At 48.0% G+C, this 13,698-nt stretch carries 13 protein-coding genes; 8 read left to right on the forward strand and 5 right to left on the reverse strand.

Annotated features, from left to right (window positions below; all coding sequences use genetic code 11):
• Nucleotide 1: 1 nt before the first annotated feature.
• Genes hisC through hisG form a run of 3 tightly spaced genes read right to left on the reverse strand, consistent with a single transcriptional unit; the run spans nt 2 to nt 3,401 of the window.
• A complete protein-coding gene (hisC, locus tag SG35_RS09900) occupies nt 2-1,150 on the reverse strand; it encodes a histidinol-phosphate transaminase (protein ID WP_063888645.1) in 1,149 nt (382 codons plus the stop codon).
• Complete coding sequence (hisD, locus tag SG35_RS09905; RefSeq protein WP_044832513.1) at nt 1,147-2,481, reverse strand: histidinol dehydrogenase; 1,335 nt, start codon at nt 2,479-2,481, stop codon at nt 1,147-1,149. Before hisD ends, hisC begins: the two co-directional genes overlap by 4 nt.
• 20 nt (nt 2,482-2,501) lie before the next feature.
• Nucleotides 2,502-3,401 carry an ATP phosphoribosyltransferase gene (gene hisG / locus SG35_RS09910; RefSeq protein ID WP_044832514.1) on the reverse strand — a complete coding sequence of 300 codons (900 nt, stop codon included), beginning with the start codon at nt 3,399-3,401 and terminating at the stop codon, nt 2,502-2,504.
• Nucleotides 3,402-3,837: 436 nt separating this feature from the next.
• Between hisG and SG35_RS09915 the strand changes: the two genes are divergently transcribed.
• Nucleotides 3,838-4,167, forward strand: a complete 330-nt coding sequence (locus SG35_RS09915; RefSeq protein ID WP_044832515.1) for a hypothetical protein — start codon at nt 3,838-3,840, stop codon at nt 4,165-4,167.
• 608 nt (nt 4,168-4,775) lie between these two features.
• On the opposite strand, the gene SG35_RS09920 is transcribed toward SG35_RS09915, so the two are convergent.
• Nucleotides 4,776-5,222 (reverse strand): hypothetical protein, encoded by a 447-nt coding sequence (locus SG35_RS09920; protein ID WP_044832516.1) that lies wholly within the window; start codon nt 5,220-5,222, stop codon nt 4,776-4,778.
• A gap of 236 nt (nt 5,223-5,458) precedes the next feature.
• Between SG35_RS09920 and SG35_RS09925 the strand changes: the two genes are divergently transcribed.
• The 7 genes from SG35_RS09925 to fadD all read left to right on the forward strand — a co-directional run bounded on the left by SG35_RS09925 (nt 5,459) and on the right by fadD (nt 12,888).
• Complete coding sequence (locus SG35_RS09925; protein WP_044832517.1) at nt 5,459-7,423, forward strand: DNA repair helicase YoaA; 1,965 nt, start codon at nt 5,459-5,461, stop codon at nt 7,421-7,423.
• 29 nt (nt 7,424-7,452) lie between these two features.
• The gene (tsaB, locus tag SG35_RS09930; protein WP_044832518.1) at nt 7,453-8,148 is read left to right on the forward strand and encodes a tRNA (adenosine(37)-N6)-threonylcarbamoyltransferase complex dimerization subunit type 1 TsaB; all 696 of its coding nucleotides are present in this window, start codon (nt 7,453-7,455) and stop codon (nt 8,146-8,148) included.
• A gap of 89 nt (nt 8,149-8,237) precedes the next feature.
• Entirely contained in the window at nt 8,238-8,693 is a 456-nt protein-coding gene (locus SG35_RS09935) for a hypothetical protein (RefSeq protein WP_044832519.1), read from the forward strand.
• Nucleotides 8,656-9,375, forward strand: coding sequence for a M50 family metallopeptidase (locus SG35_RS09940; protein ID WP_084692694.1), 720 nt, complete (start codon nt 8,656-8,658; stop codon nt 9,373-9,375). Before SG35_RS09935 ends, SG35_RS09940 begins: the two co-directional genes overlap by 38 nt.
• 40 nt (nt 9,376-9,415) lie before the next feature.
• The gene (locus SG35_RS09945; protein ID WP_044832521.1) at nt 9,416-10,012 is read left to right on the forward strand and encodes a Slp family lipoprotein; all 597 of its coding nucleotides are present in this window, start codon (nt 9,416-9,418) and stop codon (nt 10,010-10,012) included.
• 33 nt (nt 10,013-10,045) lie between these two features.
• Nucleotides 10,046-10,909 (forward strand): alpha/beta fold hydrolase, encoded by an 864-nt coding sequence (locus SG35_RS09950; RefSeq protein ID WP_044832522.1) that lies wholly within the window; start codon nt 10,046-10,048, stop codon nt 10,907-10,909.
• 323 nt (nt 10,910-11,232) lie between these two features.
• Nucleotides 11,233-12,888 (forward strand): long-chain-fatty-acid--CoA ligase FadD, encoded by a 1,656-nt coding sequence (gene fadD, locus SG35_RS09955; protein WP_044832524.1) that lies wholly within the window; start codon nt 11,233-11,235, stop codon nt 12,886-12,888.
• A gap of 94 nt (nt 12,889-12,982) precedes the next feature.
• Here fadD and SG35_RS09960 read toward each other — a convergent pair whose 3' ends face one another.
• Nucleotides 12,983-13,606 carry a hypothetical protein gene (locus SG35_RS09960; RefSeq protein ID WP_044832525.1) on the reverse strand — a complete coding sequence of 208 codons (624 nt, stop codon included), beginning with the start codon at nt 13,604-13,606 and terminating at the stop codon, nt 12,983-12,985.
• Nucleotides 13,607-13,698 lie beyond the last annotated feature (92 nt).

Here is a 13,698-nt window from a genome sequence, read left to right on the forward strand (position 1 = left end):
ATTAGTTCTCTGAAAGTGTTTGTTGTTTTTGCTTTGACTCTTGCTTCTGTTCTGGTTGAGGCAAGGCTTGGTTAAAGGCCTGGTTGATCACCTGTTTCACCAAGCCCAGTTCCCGCTTGTTGCCTATGCTGATGCGCAGGCAATTGTCTAGTTGCAGTTGTTTTGACTGGTCACGGATTAAAATACCGGCATCAGTTAAAGCATTGAAAATAAAGTCTTTGTCCTGTGTTTGAAACAAGAGAAAGTTGGCATCGCTGTTAAATACCCGTTGGCACCAGCTTTGCTCAGTCAGCCAGTCGGCTAATTCGGCCCTTAAGATATTGTTTTCCTTCACCCGCACCGACATTTGCGTCAGCGCCGGTTTTTCCAGTGCCCGAACGGCAATATCGGCTACCGGACCCGGCACAGGGTAAGGTGCTATCACTTTACTGAGCAGGGTGATAATTTCTGTGCTGGCCAGGGTAAAGCCGCAGCGTAATCCCGCCAGGGCAAAGGCTTTTGACAGGGTGCGCACTATGACCAGGTTAGGGTAGTTAGACAGTAAGTTGCTGACAGAACTTTGCGGGCAAAATTCAATATAGGCCTCATCGACAACCACGACAGCGCTTTGTCCGAACAGTGCCAATGCTGCTTCAATCTGCTCAAGCGGCAGTAAATTGCCCGTCGGATTACCCGGTGAACATAAAAAGACCAGTGTAGTGTTGCCGACTTCCTGTGCCAAACCGTCCAAATCCAGTTCGTTGTTTAGCAAAGGTACCTCTATGATGCCGGCGCCGTGGTTTTCTGCGCTGATGGTGTACATGCCATAGGTGGGCGGACAGATCAGAATATTGTCCCGGTACGCCTTACAGAAAGTACGGATCAAGAGTTCTATGCCTTCATCCGCTCCCCGGGTGGCCAGGATATTATCTACCGGTAAACGGCAGTAATCGGCATAAGCGTTAAGCAGATTTTCCGGCTGGAAATCCGGGTAGCGGTTAATGCTGTCACCGCTTATCTGATAGATACCCGGGCCCGGCGCTTCGTTGGCGTTTAGCCAGATTTTTGCATTATTTTCGCTGCCGGCCTGGAGGCGCCGTGCCGACTGGTAAGGCACCATCTCGATGAGCTCTTCGCGCGCCAAGCGCTTAGCTATATTGACGTTGTTCATAGACCTTCACCTTGTGCTTTGTTTTGTTCACTATTTTGCGCCTTATTTTGTGCAAGGCGAATGGTTACCGCGCGTTTATGGCCATCCAGGCCTTCGGCATCGGTCAGCTCTGTGATGCAGGGGGCCAGACTGGCAAGACCGGCTTTGGTGATTTCCTGTATGGTAAAGCGGCGGTAAAAATCGGCTAAAGACAAGCTGCTGCACACCTTGGCATAACCGTAGGTGGGTAAGACATGGTTGGTGCCGCTGGCATAATCACCGGCAGACTCCGGGGTATAAGCGCCGAGAAACACCGAACCGGCATTGCGTATCCCTGCTAACTGGGCTCTGGGAGTTTCGGTCTGGATGATCAGGTGCTCGGGGGCATACTGGTTGGATACCTGTACTGCCGTGGCTAAATTATCGGTTAAGATCAAGCGGCTTTGTGTCAGTGCCTGCGTGGCAATGTCACGGCGGGACAGCTGCGAGAGCTGTTGCGCCATGGCCTGTTCAACCTGAGCAATTAAAGACTCGCTATCAGAGACCAGTACCACCTGGCTGTCGGGACCGTGCTCAGCCTGGGATAACAAATCAGCGGCGACAAACTCTGGGTTGCTGTTTTTGTCGGCTATCACTAAAACTTCCGACGGGCCGGCCGGCATGTCGATGGCAAAGCCGGGTACCTGCTGGGATAGCTGCTTTTTCGCTTCGGTAACAAAACGGTTACCCGGGCCAAAGACTTTACAAACCGGTTTTATGCTTTGTGTGCCATAGGCCAATGCGGCGATCGCCTGTGCGCCGCCTAAAGTATAGATTTCATCTATGTTGCAAAGATCTGCCGCCACCAGCACTTCATCAGCCAGCTTGCCGTCTCTATCCGGCGGGCATACCAGTACTTTACGCTCGCAATTAGCCAGCTGGGCAGGCACCCCAAGCATCAATACCGTTGACGGCAGGGGAGCTGAGCCTGCGGGAATATACAAGCCGACACTTTCTATCGCCTGCGAGGTTAAGGTACAGACCACGCCCGGGCGGGTTTCTACGATAACATCTTGTGGCTGTTGTGCCTGGTGAAAGCTTTTGATCTGCTCGTAGGCGGTGTTGATGGCAGTCAGGCGCTCGCTGTCCAGGGCTTTTTTCGCCTGGTCAATCTGGGCTGGTGTCACCTGCAAGCTGCTTAGCGCGATACCGTCAAATTTTTCTGTCAGGGAGAATAATGCCTGATCTCCCTGCGTTTTGACTTGGGTTAATATCCCGGCGACCTGGCTTGAGAGCTGTTCATTTTCTGCGATTGCCGGTCGCTCCAGCAAAGCTTGTTGCTGTTTGGCAGTTAAGTTTTTCCAAATAATCATAGTGCTTGGTACCTTGTGCCTTAACCCATCATTTTTTCAATCGGCATCACCAGGATGGAATTACAGCCGAGTGATTTCAGTGCTTCCATGGTTTCCCAGAAAATGGTTTCCGTGGCTACCACATGTACCGCCACCAGGTCATCCCGGCCGGCAAGGGGCAGGATGGTCGGGGTTTCTTTACCCGGCATCAGGGCGCTGACCTCGCTAATACGATCTTTCGGGGCGTGCAACATAATGTATTTACTTTCCTTGGCTTTCATCACCCCCTGGATACGCGGCAATATGGTGTTGAGTATGGATTGTTTTTTTGGTGAAAGTTGCTCAACCGTTTGAATAAGCGAGGCGGTGGAGCGGAAAATGATCTCCACCTCTTTTAAGCCGTTGGCCTCCAAGGTGGTGCCGGTTGAAACCAGATCGCAAATGCCGTCAGCCAGGCCAACCCTGGGGGCGACTTCCACCGAGCCGTTGAGCATACAAAAATCGACATTAATGCCGTTTTGCGAGGCAAAACGTTTCAGCAGCTGCGGGTAAGTGGTCGCAAAACGTAAACCGTTGAGGCTGTCTACGCCCTGGTAGTTGAACTCTTCCGGCATGGCAATGGATAAGCGACAGCCACCGAAATTGAGTGGAGAAGTCTTGATATATTCTGACTTACTGCCCATCAGCTGGCGTTCTAAGGCGGCTTCTTCCAGGGTGTTGTCGCCGACTATGCCTAAATCACAGACGCCGTCCATTACCAGTCCGGGAATATCGCTGCTGCGTACCCGCATGATATCAATCGGCATATTGGAGACATGGGCCAGCAGGCGGCGGTCGCTAACATTGAGTTTTAAACCACAACGTTTGAGTAAACTTTGGGTATCGTCGCTTAATCTGCCGGATTTTTGCATTGCAATGCGTAAACGTGTTTCGGTAGTCATGTGCCAGTATCCTAATGTTGTTAGCGGCAATTTTTTTGCCGGTAAAAAGTAAAAACCCCGAGAGAGTCGGACTCTTTCGGGGTTTTGGAAACTGGTTATCTGTTTGCATTCACCGCTGAAAGAGCCATAGCCCTCCAGCGAATAAACCTGAATGGGCTAATCGTTATGGTGATGATGATGTAGATTAGTCAGGTTTAAAATCATGTGCTTGTTAACTCTTTAAATATTGCGGTGTAAAGTAAATATTACACTCGGTTAATTAATATCTGCTTAATTGCTATTTACACTACTTGGAAAATAACGTTGCCGCAAGTATAAAATAAACTTCTTTTAAAAAAAAATGGTCTAACTTATTCAGTGATCCTGATCCGGGCCGATATAGTAGGTAGATTAACGGCAAAATTACGGTTTATTTTGATTAACTTGAGAGGGCAAAATGGATATTTTTACCACAGCGCTCACCCGGGTGGTGCCGGTACCGATAAAGCCGAAAGAACTTAAGGTTAAGGCGCTTGTAAAAGAGGCCAGAACCCGTGAGCTTGAACAGGAAATGGATCACCTGGAACATGCGGGCAGCTTTTTTATTCCCGGTTATCATCCTGAGCAAAACAATGAGCATAGTGCCGCTGACCATAACGAAAGCGGGGAAACGGCCTGCAAAAGTGCTGAAGAAAAACAACAAGCAGGTGTTGCAGGGAAATCTAAGACTGAAAAAAATGCAGGGAAACCTGAAGATGAGCCGCCGCATTTAGATATCTTTGTTTGATATTCTAGCATTTCAGATTTGGCTTTTGCATCCCGGCAGATGCTTTTAAAAAACTAGGGTATGGTGAACGGAATCAGCAGTCACTGTGGTGAGTGCTGATTCTATTGTCACAGGCTGCCTGATTTATGGCTGCACACAAGTTCTGGCACAACTCCAATAGAGACTGCTGCAATAATTTGAGTCATAGCCATGGTTCATACAATCGGTATATACAGCCATGCAATGGGCTGTTCCATCACAAGTTATTGCACTTGCACTGAAGCCTACCGCCATAGCACAACTGACCAGGAAGGTTAATAGTTTCTTTTTCATCATGATTGTTCCTTATCTTATTGTTGAATAAAGGTGATTTCACTTATGTTTATTTCATCTTTACTAGGTGGTTATTAAGTATGTAAACCTGGTTTGGATGAATAGCCATCTGGCGGGGAATGCTAAAAGTTCACCAGCCGGTCTGGTTATTATTAAGGCAGATGGATGCTAATAATGCCCCTCCCCATTCGGGGAGGGCTAAAAGTCAGTTGTCTTGCTAAGTTTTACTTTAATCAGTCAATATGGGGCGAAATTTGAATGACCCCATAGACGGGCCAGCCGTAATGCATAAACTCTTAGGAGGTTTCATCAGGGCATTTGGCTGAAGTACTGAATTCAGAGGCGCTATTGACAAAGGATATGTTAATGCCATCAATCAACCCGTTGCTTTTGTTTTGAATATATTTAAGGTTAAAAGATAAAGGCAGATTTTCGTTATCATAACCATTAACGGTTAAGCAGCCGGTATTGTCTTTTATAATTTCAAAATTGTTAAACTGTCTCAACATATATTGCTTGTATAATAATTGTTCTGCTACTTCAGAATGGTTTTTACTGTCACTATTGGCTTGATTTAAAAGTCTTTCACTAAAAAAGTGAGTGCTTTTTGCAAGAATATTATTATTGTTTACTGCTAGGGCATAATTTGAAAAATGCTCATAAAGGCTACTATCTATATTCTTGGTAGCGCATGAGGTAACGAATAAAAGTAAAACAATAAAAATAACCTGAATTGGTCGCATAACTTATCTCTCCAATTTGAGAACTCCCTTCTCTTATGGGGCTGACAGAACTACTGGATAAAGAAGTTGTTTTATAACTTTTGTACAAGTGTAGTTTATTTCAAAATATTGGATTAGAGGGGTTACCAGTTTTAAAGTGTACTTCCTCAATCTATATGGGAATAAATCGGCATTTATGCCGATTTTGGGTATAATGCCCAAAAACAGCTTTAACTGTGTAGAACGATAACCCCTTAATGAAATCCGTAGAACGTGCTTTTTCCGACAATGGCTTGCTGGCCAATGCCATCAGCGGTTTTTCTCCGCGCCAGGCGCAAATCGATATGGCGATGGAAGTGGCGCTGGCGATAGAAAACAAGACTTCTTTGATTGTTGAAGCAGGTACGGGAACCGGTAAAACCTTTGCTTATCTGATCCCGGCTTTGCTGGCCAATAAAGAGGCGGCGGAGCAGGAACAAAGCAGTAAAAAAATTATTGTTTCTACCGGAACCAAAAACCTGCAGGAGCAGCTGTTTCATAAAGACATGCCGCTCATTCGCAAGGTGCTGGCCACCAATGCCCAGATTGCTTTGTTAAAGGGACGGGCGAACTATTTATGTACTTACCGCCTGGAGCAGTACCAAAGCGGCGGCGGGCAGCTTGATGCCCAGATGTTAACGGATCTGGTGAAAGTGAAAAACTGGGCCAACACCACGCTGACCGGCGATATCGGCGAGCTGGTCAATGTCCAGGAAGGCTCGGCGATTTTCCCTTATGTCACCAGCACGGTAGATAACTGCCTGGCACGGGATTGCCCCCATGTTAAAGATTGTTACTTGATCAAGGCCAGGGAAAAAGCCATAGATGCCGACCTGGTGGTGGTGAACCATCACTTGTTTTTTGCCGATATGGCGTTAAAAGACACGGGATTTGGCGAATTGATCCCCAAGGCGGATGTGGTGATTTTTGATGAGGCTCACCAGATTTCCGATATTGCCAGTGAATATTTTGGCGAGGCATTTTCGACCCGTCAGTTACTGGATTTATGCTCGGATGTGCTTCAGGTATACCGTACCAGCCTCACCGATGTTAAACAGCTGGGCCGGGCGGCAGAAAAGTTGATGAAAACCACCCAGGAGTTCAGGCTGTTATTTCCTTATGATCCCGAGCGGGGCAACTGGCGTGAACAGCACCGGCAAGCAAGGATCGCATCGGCTTTTGCCGTGATTAAAACCGACCTCGACTTTCTCTACCAGGTGATCAAGTTATGTGTGTCCCGCAATGATGCCATAGATAATTGCTTTGAGCGGGCGGTAACTTTGCTGAGCAAATATGACATCATGGCCAATTTAGAGGTCAGCGGCATGAGTTTCTGGTATGAAACTACGCGCCGTCATGTGGTCTTGCATCAAACCCCCTTGTCTGTGGCGGATAAGTTCAGCGCTTATATCAAGGCATCTGGCGCCGGCTGGATCTTTACCTCGGCCACCTTGGCGGTGGACGGTACTTTTGAGCACTTTGCCAAACCTTTGGGATTAGATCAGGCCAGTCACCTATTGCTCGATAGCCCGTTTGATTATCAGAGGCAGTCCCAGTTGCTGGTGCCGCGCTTTTTGCCGGAAGCCAATCACAGAAACCGCGCCAGTGCCCTGGCGGAGTTAGCGATGCCGTTAATCAAAGCCAGCGGCGGCGCCTGTTTTATGTTGTTTACCAGCTACCGGGTGATGAACCAGGTGGCAGAGCTGCTTGAAGGCAGGGTGGATAATCCCTTGCTGGTGCAGGGGCAGATGGCGAAACAAACCCTGCTCAGCGAATTTATCGACAATGATAACGCCGTCTTGCTTGCTACCGCCAGTTTTTGGGAAGGGGTGGATGTTCGCGGTGACAAGCTCACCTGTGTTATTATCGACAAATTACCTTTTGCTTCGCCCGATGATCCCTTATTGCAGGCGCGCAGCGAAGACGTGAAACGCCAGGGGGGAGATCCCTTTTACCATATCCAGTTGCCACAGGCGGTGATCGCCCTTAAACAGGGGGTCGGGCGCTTGATCCGCGATGTCAGCGATCAGGGTATTATGGTGATCTGTGATGATCGCCTGGTGAACCGGCCATATGGTGAGGTATTTTTGAAAAGCCTGCCGGATATGAAACGCAGCCGTAACCTGGTTCAGGCGGCGCAATTTTTACAAACCATCACCGATAATGTCGGTGAAAAAACATAGTTTACAGCAAGTTTTAAGAGAGATTAAAAGTGAATTTTTTGGCAATTGATGCTTCCACCGAAGCCTGTTCGGTCGCACTGCAATACAACGACAAAGTCGTGAGCCGTTACCAGCTTTGTCCCCAGTCCCACAGTTTAGAGTTATTACCTATGGTGGATCAGGTGCTGAGCGAAGCCGGTTGTAAATTAAAAGATCTGGACGGCTTGATCTTTGGCCAGGGGCCGGGCAGTTTTACCGGGGTACGTATCGGCATCGGTGTTGCCCAGGGATTGGCTTATTCTGCCAATTTGCCTTTGGTTGGCGTGTCAACCTTGCAGACCATGGCGCAACTTGCCTACACCAACCACCAGCAAGAGCAGGTGATAGCCGCCATAGATGCGAGAATGTCTGAGGTTTACCTGGGGTATTATGAAGCCGGCAGTGACGGCATTATGCAGGCAAAACTTGATGATGCGGTTTTGCCGCCGGAGCAGGTTGCCGGGCATTTAGCCGGATTAACTAACGGTGCCTACGGTGTCGGTACCGGCTGGGATGCCTATGAGGAAAAATTAGCTGACTTAAAAACCAATGCCGGTTCGCCGGAGGTTTTGTTCCCGGCTGCCGAGGCTATGTTGGCGATTGGCGCTGCGGCGTTTGCCCGTGGTGAACAGGTCAGTGCCGATCAGGCACAGCCTGTTTATGTCAGGGATACGGTTTCCTGGAAAAAACTGCCGGGCAAGGAATAAGCACTGTTTTTTTAAAGCGCAAATCGAAGAAGCCAAATAAAAATCCTACAAAACAAAGGAAAAACTTTGTCCTTTGGTGATTTTTTGATATGTTAGCCAATATGCAAGTAGTAAATTCAAACTCAGTCAACCCTTCATTTACCCGGGTCAACCGGGCAACGCAAGCTCAGCCAGAGCAGGTGCGGGGTTCTGGGCAGCTTGAGCGCACGGGTGAACAGCTTGAGCAAACACGCAACAGTCAGGGGCAGGGCGGTCGTCTTGATGTTAACGAACAGGCGATAGCACTGTTTGAGCAGGAGCAAAGCGGTCGAGGACTTGGCCAGCAGCAGGGTGCCTCCCAATTCTTAGGACAAGACTCCGGACAAGCACCAGGCCAGGGCGCTCAACTGCAATTATTTGCAGACTCCTCTGAGAATAGCCGGGGAGCCACATATGACCGGCCTTCAAATCAAAACCTGAGTGCGGTAGCAGCATATCAATCGGTGAATAATATCGCCCAGCGGGATAATGTTCAGCAGTTATTCGGGGTTGACTTGTTTGCCTGATTTCTCTTCTTCGGCCTCTTTAGCAAAAAAAGAAGTCAAATCCTCTTTCTTCCGGCAATATCAATTTTGGTTATTTTTATTGGCAGCCGCCCTTATCCGGGAGTTGCCGCTGGTCTCCATTCCTTTTAAGTGGCTGGAAACATACTTTCACGAAATCAGCCATGGTATCGCCGCACTCCTTTCCGGCGGGACGATAGTACAAATTGAGTTGTTTCCCAACGGCGCCGGTTTATGCACCACCCGGGGCGGCAGCACTTTGCTGATCAGCTTCTTCGGTTATGCCGGGGCCATCCTCTGGGGCGGTCTGATTTATTCCCTGGCAGATAAACATCAGCGCATTGCCCAGGTATTTTCTGGTTTTCTTGTGCTGTTGCTGCTCGGCTCTATGATGTTTTGGGTGCGGGATCTACTGACCTTTTTTATTTTAACCGTATTGCTGGTCCTGCTGGTGTTAACGGTTAAATTACCGAAATTAAAATATTTGCAGGCGATAATGAAGCTTATCGGTGCCATCGTCTTATTAAACAGTTTATTTAGCCCGTTTTATTTAGTCGACGGCCGCAATATCGGCGATGGTGCGGCGTTAGCTGATTTGACTTTGCTGCCGGAAATACTCTGGGTCGGCATATGGTCCGCCTCAGCGATGGGCATGGCGCTGCTGTTGGCAAGAAAGTCAAAATAAGCAAGACACGATAGCCAGAATAATAACTAGGATCTCAGGCATGAAAAAATTATTTGTATGTTTTAGCGCGCTGGTACTGACGGCCTGCTCGGCAATTCCGGAAAAATTGCAATTGGCGGCCGATACGCCGCTGACCAATTACCAGGACGCACTGGCGGTAAGCTATAGCGATTCTGTTGCCCAGGCGCGCTGGGGCGGGGTGATTGCCAAGGTAGATAACCTTAAGGACAGTACCCGGATTGAAGTGGTGCATTTTGAACTGAGTCCCTCCACGCGGCCGAAACAAAAAGATGAAACCTTAGGCCGGTTTCGGATCTACTACCCGGGTCTGCTCGACCCCATGATTTATAAAAAAGGCAAAAGCATTACTGTGGTGGGTAATATTGCCGCGCCCGAGTCGGGCACTATCGGAGAACATCCTTATCAGTACCCTGTCGTTAAAGCCGACGCTCTGCATTTATGGAAAGATATTCAGCAGGCGGATGTGATGCTGGTGCAAAACCCGTTCTGGCATACGCCGTCATACTGGCATCATTACCGCCCTTACGGTCATAACCCCGTGGTGATCCGGCGGTCGTCTTCTAACGGAAAAAAATCCTCTTCTGCTGGTAATAAGTCACAAAAAAAGACAAGATAAGCAATTACTTCAGAATAAACTCGCGGGAAAACAATGGCACAAGACATCAAAGAACAGGCTAAGGTCTGTTACGATCTCGGGCAGCTGGAATTGCATGGTCTGACCTGTGGTGAGCCCCGGGAGGATATCGTTTTATGCCTGCATGGCTGGCTCGATAATGCCGCCAGTTTCCTGCCGCTGATGCCTTATTTACCCGGCAAGCGGGTGATTGCCATCGACTGGCCGGGGCACGGTTTGTCCACGCACCGTAGCGCTGATGCCTATTACCATTTTATCGACTGGGTTTATGATCTGTTGCAGCTGTTTGAAGCCAATGGCTGGGGCGCTGTCGATATCGTCGCCCATTCTATGGGCGGCATGATAGCCTCTGCCTTTGCCGCGACCTTTCCGGAAAAAGTGAAATCCCTGACCTTGATTGATGCCATCGGTTTTATTAATGCCAATGAAGAACAAACCACCAAGCAACTGCGCCAGGGCATGCTCAGCCGCTTACAGGGCAAGAAAAAGCAGAAAAGCCTGCATATCACAGAGGAGTCTGCCATTCAGGCCCGGGTTGCGGTATCGGACTTGCGTTACCAGGATGCCGCGCTAATCGTAAAACGAGGACTGAAAAAAACCGGGGACGGCTATACCTGGCGCGCCGACAGCCGCTTGCGTATGATTTCTCCCTACCGGTTAACTTTGGGACAGGCGGAGCAGCTGATTTCGGATATCGAGGTGCCGGTGCAGCTTATTTACGGCGAGCAGGGCATGGACTTTGTGGCTTCGGGCCTCAAACATTTTGGCCCTATGTTTAAAGATTTTACTTCTTATGCACTGCCAGGCGGACATCACGTGCATATGGAGCAGCCGCAGCAAACGGCAGAAAAAATATTAGCTTTTATACAGCAAAGGTAAACGCAATTGGGCTAAATTTACCGGGTGTTTATCTACCAAAACTTCTTTATAGTAAACCAACCAGATGTCAGGAGGACATTGATGTTTAATGGAACAAACACGAGTTATCTTATAACCATTTTTATTAGTTATTTTCGCAATTTTATTCATTTTCGTGACAAAATGCTGGGCTTTTGTTAAAAAATATGAAATTATGCTGAACTTTCGAGTAAAAACTCAGGTTTTTATTTGACTCAATTTCCTTTATGGCCGAATCAATTAAGATTGATACTATCAAAACAATAACGGCCATAAATACCAATTTCAGAAAGAGGAGAGGCACCATGGGAAAAATATGGCTTGAGAAAAGTTATCCCCCAGGAGTTCCGTTTGAAATAAACCCGGACAAGTATGCATCACTTGTTGAGATGTTTAATAAATACGTCAAGCAATACGCACAGCGTACGGCGTTTATTAACATGGGTGCTGAAATCACGTACAGTGAATTAGACAGTCAGGTGAAAGCTTTTGCCGCATATCTGCAGCAAGATTTAGGCTTAAAGAAAGGCGATAAGTTCGCCATCATGGTGCCCAACAGTTTGCAATATCCGATTGCCTTGTTTGGTGCTTTGCTTGCCGGTTTAACCGTCGTTAACGTTAACCCGCTTTATACCGCACGTGAGCTGGAGCACCAGCTAAAAGACTCTGGCGCTAAAGCCATGTTGATCATCGAAAACTTTGCCCATACCCTGGAGCAGGTGATCGACAATACCCCGGTTGAACATGTCATTTTAACTGCGCTTGGCGATCGCCTGGGCAAAGTTAAAGGTGGTATGGTTAACTTTGTGGTCAAATACATCAAGAAAATGGTGCCGGCATTTAATTTGCCTAATGCCCATAGCTTCAATAAAGCCCTGGTAAAAGGTTCCACCTTGACTTTCAGTCCGGTTGAGCTGAGCGGTGAAGATCTGGCGTTTTTACAGTATACCGGCGGTACTACAGGTGTTTCCAAAGGCGCGATGTTAACCCATCGCAATATGGTTGCCAATCTGGAGCAGGCCAAAGCGGCATTAAATCCGTTGCTGGACGAGGGACAGGAGCTGATCGTTACTGCTTTACCCTTGTACCATATTTTCGCATTAACGGCGAACTGCCTGATGTTTTTAACCATAGGCGGTACTAACTTATTGATCACTAACCCCAGGGATATGCCTAACTTTGTCAAAGAGTTGGCAAAATATCCGTTTACCGCGCTGACCGGGGTAAACACCCTGTTTAACGGTTTACTCAATACTCCGGGTTTCAATAATCTTGATTTTAGTAAATTAAAACTGTCTTTAGGCGGCGGTATGGCGGTGCAAAGACCGGTGGCCGAACGTTGGCAGCAGGTAACCAAATCCCGTTTACTGGAAGGTTACGGCTTGACGGAATGTGCGCCTATGGTAAGCCTGAGCCCTTATAATCAAGAGGCTTATGACGGCACTATTGGCGTACCTGCGGCGTCTACCGATGTTAAAATCATGCTGGAAGACGGCACTGAAGCAGCTGTCGGTGAAGCCGGTGAGATGTGGGTGAAAGGTCCTCAGGTGATGAAAGGTTATTATAACCGCCCCGATGCCTCGAATGAGATTTTAAAAGACGGCTGGCTTGCCACCGGGGATGTTGCTTCTATGGATGAAACGGGTCATTTCACGATTGTTGACCGCAAAAAAGATATGATCATAGTATCTGGCTTCAATGTTTTCCCGAATGAAGTGGAAGAAGTGGTTATGGAGCATGACGGTATAGTGGAAGCGGCTGCCGTGGGCGTGCCGCATGAAGTTAACGGTGAAATTGTCAAGATTTTCGTGGTGCGTAAGAACGGCGCACTGGAAGAAGCGGAGATCATCAGCCATTGCCGTGAGCGCCTGACCAATTATAAGGTGCCTAAGCTGGTAGAGTTTCGGGATGAATTGCCGAAGACCAATGTCGGTAAGATCCTAAGAAGAGAATTGCGTTAATTGTAATAACGCTTTGCAGATATCTAAAAGCCGGCTGATGCCGGCTTTTTTATGCTCAGGATAAACGCAGAACACTGTGCCGCTATCGGTATGGCTAAAAAGGTGAGCCAAAGAACAAATCCATGTCGATTTGATCAATTTTTTGATTCAACCCAGGCCTTACGACTATTTTCATCGTTTTGCATTGACCATCATATACTCCTTGCTTGTCAACCCTTAAACGTACGCCGCGATAGGTATTGGTCATTTCGACATAATCCTCGAGACGTTCATTCCTATTGTCGATATCGACACCTACCGGCATATCACTGCAGCTAATATTTACACTTGCACTGTACCTGAAGTCTTTTCCCGGTACCGTTTTTCTTCCCCAAATGCAGATATCACCCAGGGGGGCCATTTCCCGGTAATGAATGACACCATCAACGATGTACGGGCATAAGGCTTGATCTGCCTGGTGACCGTATCCCCATACGTCTGCATCTAAATCAAATAACAGGGTTTGGCCATCGTCTCCCCTGACAGAAAACTCTGCAACATATTCATCGCTGGTCATTTGCCCCCACTCGGGGAAAGCAGGATTGGGCTGGCCGGCAGTGAAGGTAAAGTCGGCTTCGGTGAAGGTGTAACGGTCACCAAAAACCACTGTGGTATCGCCAGCATCGGCGTTGGCGGCAAACAGGCTGATCGCAAGTGGTAAATAGCTTAGTAATTTCATTTTAACTTCCTTATTGAAACATACTGAGATTGGTATGCGCCAAGGAATGTATCATTTGTGTTAATGGAAGGTCAATGTTGTGCAGGTAAGAT

Source organism: Thalassomonas actiniarum (assembly GCF_000948975.2).
Taxonomy (GTDB): Bacteria; Pseudomonadota; Gammaproteobacteria; order Enterobacterales; family Alteromonadaceae; genus Thalassomonas; species Thalassomonas actiniarum.